The following is an 11,252-nucleotide window of genomic DNA, read 5'->3' as shown; positions in this document are numbered from 1 at the left end:
CAAGGCATAATTTAGAAATACCTCATCTTCTTCAGTTCCGTCGAACAACGCGTCATACCTGTTTCTTTGTACCAAGGATTTAGTTCATAATCGTCAGATTTGTTGTCTCCCGCTCCAGAATCGGTCTGTCAACGCAATAGAGGCGCACCCTTTAGAATTCATCGGATTGCCCTGGGAGGGGTTCCGATGTCCATTCTAAGAGGTGCGCCTTTAGGCAAGCTTGAGTCCTGAACCATTCAAAGATCATCCGCCAACCGCAGCAAGGTCTCATGCAACGCATCAAATCGCTGTTCATCTTCCGCCGAGAACATCAGTAGATATCCTTCACTATTGTTCATGACCACAATCACTTCGCCCGCTTGGCCAAAAAACTGAACGCCCGTATACAAGTCCGAATCCGCTTGCTTGGATGGATACATCCTCTTAATTTCTTCAACAACCTGTTCATCGATTGGCCAGTATTCCTCATTGCTGAGCTCCATCGAAAACACGGCTTGCAAATGGGCCATCGCAAGCAAAAATTCCATCAAGGACTTGCTCGTCGGGTACCACTCTTCTTCTCCATAGTTCTCGTACACAGGGGGATTGGGCGAGGCCGCATCCTCCCGGCGTATGCCCCAAAGGCAAGCACCCTGATTCTCGGTATAAAAAATCAAATAATCGTTATGCACATATTTATGAAAATCCTTGGGCTGAATCAAAAAATCCTGGGAACCATTCAGTTGCGGATGAGCGCCCAATTCCAGATAATAATCCTTCAGCACTTCAGGTATACTTCCATATCGGTTGATCCACGGTTGCAGTTCCTTCTCTTCGAGACCGCAAGGTTCCGTGATATGAAATAGGCTGCGGATGGCTGTAAAATCGGTCATTGGCTCCACTCCTCCTTGAATAATATCTTATAGATGTACCCAAGCTTTGTTCACCAACTCGTCCAAATGATCAAGCGCATGAGCAGCACGGGCGACAGCGGCCTCATTTTGAGTAAGCTTTTCCGACACATGAAAATAAAACGAGATCTTACTATCAGGCTTAGCCAAGTGCTACCGCCGTCCCAAAAGCCGGGCATCGTCATTGTAACGCCTTCAAGACCGCTAAAGGTAGCGTTTACATCAAAGTTCGTATAGGAGTTCGTATAGCTTTTGGAGCTGGTCAGCGGAATCTCGACCATTTTCCAAGTTTGACCCGAATAGGTTTCGGCGTGCGCCCTGGAAGATTGCCCGGTTAGAACCGCCACCATCGACCACTTACCCCGAACGAAATTCCTCATCTGTTTCCCCCCTTCAAAATGGTTACTATCCGAATCATTTCTCGAAGAGGGATTGGTTGTTAGTTTAAAAACTACAAGCTACCGATCAGTTGTCGGTAGCCTGGTGTCTTTATACTATCGTCTCCCGATAGTTGGAAGCTGTAGCTCTTTTTTAATACCCTTCCACTCGAAGCGTGAAATTTTCACCTTGCCTTACAATTGGATCTCGTCCGCCTGCCGTTCATTCGGGTCCGTTCCATTCTCTTCTCCCCCCCCGCATGTCCAATGCCAGAGGCTCCGGCAACGGCCCGCCGCACGACTTCCGCACATGCAGACTTCCCTTGAAAACAACAAGCTGAGAATCGGGCGAAGCCGTCGTCTGCCCCGATTTGATTTGGTCAAGCAGCATTTCCGCCGCTTTCCGGCCCATGCGCCCGACAGGATGCTCGAACGTGGTTAACGGCGAAGGAAGAAAATCGGTGAAATTGACATCATCGATCAGCACCAGCGCAATATCCTCGGGAAACCGAATCCCATTCTCCATCATATAGCTCAGGACTTCCATCAGAATCAAGTCGTTGCCCGCGAGCAATGCAGTCGGACGATTCTCCAGGGTCAGCATCCGCGCCAGCTCCGGTATCGCTTCGTCGATACGCGTGCTCTTGATGTACTCCGGGCGAATCGGAATGCCGTGATCGCGCAGCGCGGCCTCGTAGCCCTCGATACGCTCTGCGCGCGAGCTGATATGGCGAGGCGGCGTCATGATGGCAATCCTTTCATGACCGTGGGCAATCAGATGCGACGTACAGATATAGGAGGAACCGATGTTATCCATGACGACGGTAGGGAGAGGAAGTCCTTTCATTTTGCGATCGAGAAAAACAACCGGATAATGATCGTCTACGAACCGCTGATACAGCTCCATGTTATTGCATGTCGGAACGATGATCAGGCCGTCGACCTGCTTGGCGATGAGCATCTCCACGTACTTCTTTTCCTTGGACGGATCCTCGTCCGTATTGCAAATAATTACGTGATAGTCATGGTTGTGGCAGTAATCCTCGATAGCGCGGGTCACTTCCGTCGAGAAACGATGGAGAAGATTGGCCACGATCACGCCGATCGTTGCCGTTGTTTTTTGCTTGAGACTTCTGGCCAGAATATTGGGCTGATAGCCCAGCTCGTCAATCGCAGCTTCAATTCTGGCCTTGGTCTCGGCAGACATATACTCGTAGCGATGATTCAAGTACTGCGACACGGTGCTTTTGGAGACGTTCGAAGACTTGGCCACATCAGACAAAGTCGCTCTTTTCCCTTTTGCCATGACTTCCCCACCTAAACCGATATTTCATGCTTGCATCAAAAATGTCGAACTAACCGTTCCTTCGGACATCCTGGCCTTTATGAAAGCCCGGGCCGCCCGCCGCCATATAGCCGCCGCTGCGCCCTTCCTCGTCAGCCGTTATCCAGAACGCATATAAGGATGCCCGCTCCAGATAGAAACGCAGCTTTATTGTACGATTCGCCACCGCTTCCAGATTTCCTTCAATCCAGCGGATCTGTACGCAGGTGCTGTCCACTCCGATCGGCTCGCATTGATCCTTGGAGAAGCCGGGAATAACCTCTCCCGCTTCGTCCAGCACCTCGGCGTAAAGCGTTCCTTGCGCGGCATCCGCATTGACGAACAGACGATCGCCCGAGAAAATCAGCTTCTTCGTCGTCACGCTTCCGCCTTGACCGTCATCCGTCAAGGAGGAGAAGCCGTCTCTCCGCAGCTTCGCAAGGCCCAGAGAGCCTCCCGCATATTCATGGACGCCCAGCTTGGGGGAAACTCCGGAGAACATGGAAACATACATATACAGCTCGTCCCCCACGACCAGACATACCCCGTTGGGGGAATGCGCATAGCCATTGTCCCAGCGTCCCGCCGCCTTGGAGGAGGCGATAAAAGGCTCATAGGTCGGACGCTCCCAGTGAAACCCGTCGCGGCTGAAAGCAAGCTTGAGATCCGTGATCTTCGGGCTTCCGGTTCGTTCGCAGACCGTGTTCGGCGGGCCGAGGAAGACGGTGTACACGCCAAGCATAAGGCTCTCATACGGCGTAGCGTCCAAATTGTACAGCTGCGTATAATAGCCAAGCTCGGGATCGGGTCTGTCGTAGATATCCGTCCGGGCCCAGTAACGAATATCCTCGGCCTTCCACTGCGTCCCGTGGAAGAAATCGTCCGTCTCGTAATATCCTCGGGTTCGAACGCGGCTGTCCAAGGCCGAGAACGTTCTTAAGCTGAACACCCACTTCCGCGTAAACGGATTGTAGAAGAAGGTCGAATTATCCCCGGCCATTCCCGTCTCGCCGGCCTCCGCCCAATCGATGCCATTAGCCGACTTGTACAGCTTGATCATCTCCTTCGGGGGGATGGAGCCGGGGACATCATGGAAGTGCTTGGGCATGGTCAGATACGTTACTGGGTCCTCGCCGAACTTGCGGAAGAAGACCATCATTTTGTACCTCTCGTCCGGCTCGGCAGCGTGATAATCAATCCACACCGCCGCTCCGTCGCGCAGCGCGCCTGGCTCCTTCGGAATGACCCGATCGTTCGCGCGAGTCGCATCGATCTCCGTCAGTCTTGTCCAATGAATCCCGTCATCGCTTTCCGCATACGCCACGCCGTCAAACCAGCCTGCCTGATACCACATCTTGAACTTGCCGTCCTCGTCATCATAGAAGATGCCGTCATTGAACGGACAGGCGCAGGGAATATTCCCGCCATCCATTTCCAACGGGGTTTGCGGAACGAAGACCGGCTGCTCCGCAAGCGTCGGCTGATGGAAGACCCGGTTCAAATCAGTCGTCTCAATAAGAAAATCGTCTACGAACAGCTGCCTGCCCAGGGCGATATTCACGACATCCGGCCATTGCTTTCGGTGCTCCTTGGAAGGGGGCTGATCCAGTGTCGTCTCGGCGATGCGCGGCGGCCATTGCGGAGGCAGCTCCACATGATTGTATAGCTTCATTCTGCGTCACGCTCCTTCTATTGCAAGTTCGTATGCCGTCTGGCCATCAGCTCCTGCGGGTCCAAGGCCGACGCCCGCACGATATGAATCATTACCGCATCAAGCAGCAGATGCAGGCTTTGGTCGAACTGATTGCCGAGCGGCTGAATGGTCTCCGGTTCGTCTGCCAGACGCCGTTTCGTCGCCGCGGGCAGGCGCAGCACAAAGTCGCTGCTTTCGGCCAGCTGCGAGGCCTCATTCGTGGTGATCAGCACAACGTCAGCCCCTGCCCGCTTGGCCTGGCCGACATACAGCTGTATGCTGCCCGTCGTGCCCGAGCCCGAGATCGCAAGCAGCATATCTCCCTGTTCGACATTGGGGGTAATCGTCTCGCCAACGACAAAAGCCGGATAATCGGCATGCATTAGCCGCATGGCGAACGCCTTGCCCATTAAGCCCGATCGGCCTTCTCCCGCTATGAAGATCCGCTTGGCATGGCGAATTCTCTCCGCGAAGGCCAGACACTTCTCTTCGTCGACGTTACGCAATACGCCCGTAATTTCCTCCAGAATGCCCGTAAACAATGCTTTCATCCTGTCATTTCCCCCCGTATCCGTTGCGCGGCCGCTCTTCGATCCGTTGCGCCCGTGATGGCGCCGCCCACAATCAGCACATCGGGCCGATAGGGAAGAAGCCGCGCTATCGTGTGCTCGTTGACGCCTCCCGCATAGGAGAAGCGGGCATCGGGCAGCGCACGAAGATGCTCCATAAAAGGAACATCCGCAGCAGCCTGCCCGGATTGCTCCTGCATGTCCTTGCCGCGGTGCACCGAGAACAGCCTTGCCCCAAGCTCATAGAGACGGTCGATTCGTTGGACGTCGACCACTCCCAATAAATCAATCATAACTTGCTTGCCTTGCTGCCCGGCTATGCGCAACGCCTCTGTGATGGTCCTGTCGTCCGCGAAGGCCATGACCGTCGTCACATCCGCTCCTGCCAAAAAAGCCTGGCTGGATTCGCTTTTCCCGGCGTCGCAGGTTTTCATATCGGCCACAAGAACCGCATCGGGCCAATCCTTCTTTATCCTCGTTACAATAGCCATGCCGTATTGCTTGATGACGCCCGTTCCAACTTCAATCCACTCTGCCAGATCGCCAATCTCGTTCAATACCAGCAGACATTCTTCCTCCGTCAATCGATCCAACGCCACCTGCAGCTTCACGGAGCATCACCGCCTATCGTTCCAATATTTCGCTTGCTTCCACTTCCTCATAATAAGGAAGGCCTTCGTTGTCTCCGGACACGCTCACAACCATGGACCCGACTTTATTGGCGAATGCGGCTATTCGCTCTAACGGCCAATCCCTCAAGTGGCCCAGCAGAAATCCGGCATTAAAGCCATCCCCGGCCCCGACCGTATCCACAACTTGAGGAACTTGCACAGCCGGCATGCGGATGACCTCCTGCCGTGAAGCTACCGTGCATCCTCTTTCTCCCTGCTTGATCGCGATGCGGGAAATGCCGTACTTCCTGAATTCAACCAGCATTTCGTCGAGATCGCCGGTTCCCAGCAGCAGGGCCGCTTCTTCTTCTCCGGTCAGCAGGATGTCGACATCGGGCAGCAGAGCAGTGAGCGCCGCCCTGGCCTCCTCCTTCGACCATAGCCTCAAGCGAATGTTCGGATCGAAGGACACCAGAACATCATGCTCTTTGGCTAAGTGAATAGCTCTCCTGATGACGGACATATCGTCCTTGCGAATCGCGGAGAACACCCCCGTAATATGCAATACCCGAGAGCGTTTAATATATTCGGCGTGAATGTCCGACTCCGACATCGTTAACGTCGGCGAATCGGCTCTATAATAGAAGGTCCGACCGCTTCCGTCTTCACGAATTTCCTTGAAATTGACGGATGTGGCGTAGGACTCCAGCAATTCAACCTGGGTGACATCAATGCCTTCTCCCCGGGCATAATGGTAGACGTATTTGCCAAACTCATCATTGCCAAGACGGCTGATCCAGCCGGTTCTGAGCCCCAATCTGGCGCAGCCGATCGCCAGATTCAGCTCCGCCCCTCCCACCTTGCGCTCGAATTCGTTGACATGACGCAACGGTCCCTTGCTGCGGGGATTCATGGTTACCATTCCGTCACCTATCGTAATGACATCCAAATCCTTCTTCAAGGCAATCTCTCTTTTCTGTAGGTATAGTCACCGTTGCTATTTAACCGCTCCTTGCGTTACTCCCTGGATAATGAACCGCTGTACGAATAGATAAATGATAAGCACCGGCATTATGGTCAGCAGGATGCCGGGCAGGAACTTGGAATAATCCGTGGAGTAGATATCTTTGAACACCTGAATGGCAAGCGGCAGGGTCAGATAGGCCTTGCCCGCATTCTGCAGCACGATCAACGGCAGCAGGAAGTCGTTCCAGATCCATAGGACATGCAGAATGCCAATGGTCACCGACGTTGGCAGCACGATCGGAAGGACGATTTTGAAGAAGGTCTGCCTGCCGTTGCAGCCATCGATAAGCGAAGCTTGCTCCAGCTCCAGCGGAACGCTTTTGATAAAGCCATGATAAATAAACACGGCCAGCGGCGTGCCGAACCCGATATACATAAAGATCAGCGTTGGATGCGGCGCTCCGCTAATCCAGCCCAGCATCTTCCCGTACACGCTGACGAGCGGGATCATGATCGCCTGAAAGGGAATGATCATGGACGACACCATCAACAAAAACATGCCGTTGTTGAACCTGGTGCGGTTGCGCACAAAATAATGGGCCGTCATAGACGAGAACAGTAAAATGATGAGCACGCTGGTCAACGTAATGAACACTGTATTTAATAAACTGCCGAAGTAATTCATCTGATCAATGGCCAGTTTGAAATTTTCGAAATGGAATGTCGTCGGGAAGCTCATGGGCGATTCGATAATCTCCGCATTGGACTTGAACGCATTCAACAGCAGCAGCGCAAAAGGAAACACAAACAGAAGAAAGGCCAGCAGTACGATCACATATACCGGGAGCTTCCGAATCCATAACGTGATAGGCACTAGTGTTCGACCTCCATTTTCTTGCTGAAATACACCTGCGTAATCGTAATGATCGCGACGATCAGGAACAGGACGAACGCCTCTGCCTGGCCCAGCCCGTAGTTATAGCTGCGGAACGCCTTGTCAAACACATGCATCGAGGTCATGACCGTGCTTCCGTAAGGTCCGCCTTCGGTTAACGCAAAGTTGAGATCGTAGACCATAAAGCTGCGCTGCAGCGACAAGAAGATCGTCACGATAAAGGAAGGTACCATCAGCGGCAGAATCATGCGCAGCAATTGCTTCCACTTTCCAGCCCCATCGATGGTCGCCGCTTCCATAATATCTTTAGGCACATTCATTAATCCGGCAATGAAGATGACCATCATGTAACCCGCATAGTGCCATACCGTAACCACAACAAGAGCCCAGAAAGCCATTTTTTCATTGCCTAGCCAGGATTTGCTGAACAGCTCCCAGCCGAATTGATCCCCAATCTTCACGAAGAAATTGTGAAAAATAAACTGCCATAAGAAACCGAGCACCAGCCCGCCGATCAAGCTCGGAGCAAAAAAGGAGGCCCGAAGGAAATTTTGCCGCTTCATCCATGTGACCAACAAATAGGAGAGCATAAATCCGATTCCATTAATAAGGAGAACCGATACCACTACATATCTAAGGGTTAGCGCCATGGACTTCCAGAAGGCCTCGTCGCGAAATACATCCAGGTAATTAGCCATACCGACGAAGGGCATCTCCGACGCAATGCCGTCCCACTTGAAGAACGTGAGATAAATCCCGTATACAAAAGGAACAATCATGACAGCCGCAAATATACTAATCGCCGGGCCGGTATAAAAGAGTTGCCTCCCCGTATTTCTGATCAAATTCTTCTTCGCATTCAACACGATCACTCCAGTTCTTCCTCATCAAGTAAAAACGGCTTCGCCGGCCTTTAGTAAGGCGACAGACGTTTTGTATCGCGCTATCAGATGAGTATAAAGGAGGTCTGCATCTTATACTTTCTGATAGTTAATAAAGAATGTGGCGGAGGTGACTCCGCCTCCGCCACATTCTTTGGTCCGGCGTTACTCCTTGCCCTTCCAGAACGCCTCGATTTCTTTAGCCAGGCCTGCGCGATCCGTGCTGTTCGCCAGATACTTTTGCATCGAAGCCCCAATAACCTTCGAGTGATCGCCCGGCACATAGTTGGCTCCGAACGATACTGTCAAGCCGCTGTCCATATAAGACTTGATCGACTTCCCAAGCGAGTCGGACGGCTCAAGCGGGTTATTCGAAGTGGCAGGGATAATCCCCATCTTGTTCACCAGGAAATCCTGTCCGGTCTCATTGTAGACAAACCACTCCAGGAATTGCTTGGCAGCCGCTTGCTGCTCCGGCGTGCTCTCGCTCTTGTCGATGAAGATTTGCTTGGTTGCGCCTACGGCGATAGCTCCTGCGGATTTAGCATTGATTGCATTATCGATGGGAACAGGCAGGAACGCATATTCCCCATCGGGATTGACTTCGAGAAGCTGGCTGATCATCCAGTTTCCGTTGAATGTGAACGCCGAGGTGCCGTTCGCTACAGCGGCAGCGATATTTTCAGCCGTGACCGAGAGCGGATCCTTTTTGCCGGAGTTATAAGCCTTCATCAGATCGAAGGTATCCATCAAACCGTTGAAGCTTGCGTTGTCTGCGAGATTCGCTTCCCCTGCCTTCAGAGAGGCGAGGAATGCGGCTACGTCTCCGCCCTCTTGCGCGGCATAGGATAACGGAAGGAAGTGGTTCCCTAACGACCATGGCATGCCGCCGACCAGAATAGGCGAGATTCCCGACTTTTCGATCGTTTGGAACAGCGACTCCAGATCGGCTAAGGTTTTGACCGATGCCGGATCGAAAGCTCCTCCGAACGCTTTCTCTACGACGGCTTTATTGTAAACGAGACCGTATCCTTCCACCGCGAACGGGAATGCAAGGGTAGCGCCGTCAAGCTCGTTAGGCGCGGCCAAATCCTTCACCCATTTTTCGCCCGATAGATCCAACGCCTTGTCCTTGAATTTTGCGATGTCTCCGGCATCCAGCATATTCAGAGTAGCTGGCGTTCCGGACGAATACAGGACGGAAGCTCTCTCGAACGGAGACTGTCCGCTTGGCACGGTCAGAATATTCACCTTGATATTAGAGTTTTCATTCATGAAGGCCTGTGCGGCATTCTCAAGAGCTTCGTGAATCTGGCCTTTGGAATTGAGCATAACGATTTCGACGGCTTTGCCGGCGTTTTCTGTATTGTTGCCATTGCTGGCCGGTTGACCGCTTTCCTTGTTATTGCCGTTCCCGCAAGCCGTAACCACGGCAACGACCAAAGCCACAATTAGCAATTTCCATGATTTCATGTTGATTATGCCTCCCTTAAGTAGATAAAGCAGCAAGCGTTTACAATCAATTCCTAGTCTGTCCCCCTTGTTTTTCGCTTATGAAGAAACGCTTTAATTCTGTAAAACCAGTTTCATAAACCGATTTACTAAATCGGTTTATCCATATCATAGTGGATGTCTTCGCTTTTGACAAGCCTATTTTTGCTTCTATATCGAACGCACCGGGAAGCCCTTGCGAGACCGCGCCGGGCCCGCATTTAACGCGAGCGCGGCGGCATGCGCTCCGCTGGCTGCTACGTTATGGCCGTGCTCCAGCATCTGAACCATAAAATGAAACATGAGCGGCCCTCCCCGTAATTTGACTCACGGGTAGTATGCCGCTCATAATAGATGCCCCTGCTTATTTTTCGGTCGGACCGCTCCAAGACATCATACCGCCTCGAAGATGTACCGTACCGGTATAACCGTTACGTCCCAGCAGCTTTGCGGCTTGCTTGCTCCGCATCCCGCTTTGACAGTATAGAAATACCGTACTCTCCTTAGGGATGTCCCCCAAGCGCTGCTGCAACTGGCTCAAAGGGACATTCTCAGCTCCCTTGATGTGGCCGCGCTTATATTCATGGATCTCCCGAACATCAATCACTCTGTTCCCCTTGGACTCGCTTTGAAACTGCTCCGGAGTTAAGGTACGCAACCCTTTTACCGGAGTGAACTTTCTGTAAAACAGCCATAGAACAATTAACGATAGTAGAATATATAGTGCGGAATCCACGTTCTTTCACCTACCTGCTTTTCATTAACAATTGTACGGCTTCCTGGACAACCTTGTTGGTGTCTCCGCCCTGCTCCTGCTCGTCAAGTATACATTGTTCCAAATTCACTGCGACCACAAGCGCAATCGTTTTGTCAACGGCACTGCGTATTGCGGAAAGCTGGCTTACGACGTCTTTGCAGTTCTTCTGCTCCTCCATCATCTTCAGAACGCCTCGAACTTGTCCCTCTGCACGACGTAAGCGTCGCTTCATATCGTCATCGTACTTCACGTTACATCCCCCCGGTACCTGTATAGGTATATTATTACCACATCGGGGAGACAGTTATCAAATGAATAAGTTCACTTTCGCTTCTGCCGCATCCCCTAAATAAGCCGCAACGCCGGCATACTCAATCTCGTCGAGCAACTCTTCCTTCTGAAGTCCTAACAAGTCCATCGTCATCGTGCATGCTACCAACTTAACGCCTTGCTCCTGCGCGAGCTCGATCAACTGCGGTAGAGTTAACGCGTTATGTTTTTTCATTACTTGCTTGATCATCTTCGGACCCATCCCGGCAAAATTCATCTTAGACAGCCCCAGCTTATCTGCGCCTCGGGGCATTATCCTACCGAACATCTTCTCAAGGAAGCCTTTCTTCACGGGTACCTGCTGGTCCTTCCGGAGCGTGTTCAATCCCCAGAACGTAAAGAAGATCGTCACCTCGTGGTCGTAAGCCGCCGCACCATTCGCGATGATGAATGCCGCTATGGCTTTGTCCAATTCTCCGCTGAATAAAACGATTGTCGATTTTTCCTTCTCAGCCACTCCCATATCCT

At 52.1% G+C, this 11,252-nt stretch carries 14 protein-coding genes; all 14 read right to left on the bottom strand.

Features of this window, described 5'->3' with window-relative positions; translation table 11 throughout:
- Positions 1-236 precede the first annotated feature (236 nt).
- Positions 237-872, bottom strand: coding sequence for a hypothetical protein (locus tag J4772_RS25990; protein WP_209072007.1), 636 nt, complete (start codon positions 870-872; stop codon positions 237-239).
- A 50-nt stretch (positions 873-922) separates the two neighbouring features.
- Entirely contained in the window at positions 923-1,270 is a 348-nt protein-coding gene (locus J4772_RS25985) for a DUF5060 domain-containing protein (RefSeq protein ID WP_209072006.1), read from the bottom strand.
- Between the two features lie 220 nt (positions 1,271-1,490).
- A complete protein-coding gene (locus J4772_RS25980) occupies positions 1,491-2,573 on the bottom strand; it encodes a LacI family DNA-binding transcriptional regulator (protein ID WP_209072005.1) in 1,083 nt (360 codons plus the stop codon).
- Positions 2,574-2,622: 49 nt separating this feature from the next.
- Positions 2,623-4,263 carry a hypothetical protein gene (locus J4772_RS25975; protein ID WP_209072004.1) on the bottom strand — a complete coding sequence of 547 codons (1,641 nt, stop codon included), beginning with the start codon at positions 4,261-4,263 and terminating at the stop codon, positions 2,623-2,625.
- 17 nt (positions 4,264-4,280) lie between these two features.
- Entirely contained in the window at positions 4,281-4,835 is a 555-nt protein-coding gene (gene hxlB / locus J4772_RS25970) for a 6-phospho-3-hexuloisomerase (RefSeq protein ID WP_204606258.1), read from the bottom strand.
- Positions 4,832-5,464 carry a 3-hexulose-6-phosphate synthase gene (gene hxlA / locus J4772_RS25965; RefSeq protein ID WP_209072003.1) on the bottom strand — a complete coding sequence of 211 codons (633 nt, stop codon included), beginning with the start codon at positions 5,462-5,464 and terminating at the stop codon, positions 4,832-4,834. The genes hxlB and hxlA overlap by 4 nt, the downstream gene beginning before the upstream one ends.
- A 13-nt stretch (positions 5,465-5,477) precedes the next feature.
- Positions 5,478-6,425 (bottom strand): sugar kinase, encoded by a 948-nt coding sequence (locus J4772_RS25960; RefSeq protein ID WP_256442650.1) that lies wholly within the window; start codon positions 6,423-6,425, stop codon positions 5,478-5,480.
- A 36-nt stretch (positions 6,426-6,461) separates the two neighbouring features.
- Complete coding sequence (locus J4772_RS25955) at positions 6,462-7,304, bottom strand: carbohydrate ABC transporter permease (protein ID WP_204606256.1); 843 nt, start codon at positions 7,302-7,304, stop codon at positions 6,462-6,464.
- Positions 7,304-8,197: a carbohydrate ABC transporter permease gene (locus J4772_RS25950; protein WP_371822752.1), complete on the bottom strand. Its 894-nt coding sequence runs from the start codon at positions 8,195-8,197 to the stop codon at positions 7,304-7,306. Before J4772_RS25950 ends, J4772_RS25955 begins: the two co-directional genes overlap by 1 nt.
- Positions 8,198-8,371: 174 nt before the next feature.
- On the bottom strand, positions 8,372-9,679 hold the full coding sequence (locus J4772_RS25945) for an ABC transporter substrate-binding protein (protein WP_209072002.1): 1,308 nt from the start codon (positions 9,677-9,679) through the stop codon (positions 8,372-8,374).
- Between the two features lie 189 nt (positions 9,680-9,868).
- On the bottom strand, positions 9,869-10,000 hold the full coding sequence (locus tag J4772_RS37365; protein WP_256442649.1) for a hypothetical protein: 132 nt from the start codon (positions 9,998-10,000) through the stop codon (positions 9,869-9,871).
- Positions 10,001-10,061: 61 nt separating this feature from the next.
- Positions 10,062-10,433, bottom strand: coding sequence for a rhodanese-like domain-containing protein (locus tag J4772_RS25940; protein ID WP_209072001.1), 372 nt, complete (start codon positions 10,431-10,433; stop codon positions 10,062-10,064).
- Positions 10,434-10,443: 10 nt separating this feature from the next.
- A complete protein-coding gene (locus J4772_RS25935; protein WP_209077438.1) occupies positions 10,444-10,686 on the bottom strand; it encodes a metal-sensitive transcriptional regulator in 243 nt (80 codons plus the stop codon).
- Between the two features lie 75 nt (positions 10,687-10,761).
- On the bottom strand, positions 10,762-11,247 hold the full coding sequence (locus J4772_RS25930) for a DsrE/DsrF/DrsH-like family protein (protein WP_209072000.1): 486 nt from the start codon (positions 11,245-11,247) through the stop codon (positions 10,762-10,764).
- Positions 11,248-11,252 lie beyond the last annotated feature (5 nt).

The organism is Cohnella sp. LGH (assembly GCF_017671885.1).
Lineage (GTDB): Bacteria > Bacillota > Bacilli > Paenibacillales > Paenibacillaceae > Cohnella > Cohnella phaseoli.
The sequence above is the reverse complement of the archived record's forward strand: the minus strand, read 5'-3'. Positions and strand labels throughout refer to the sequence as shown.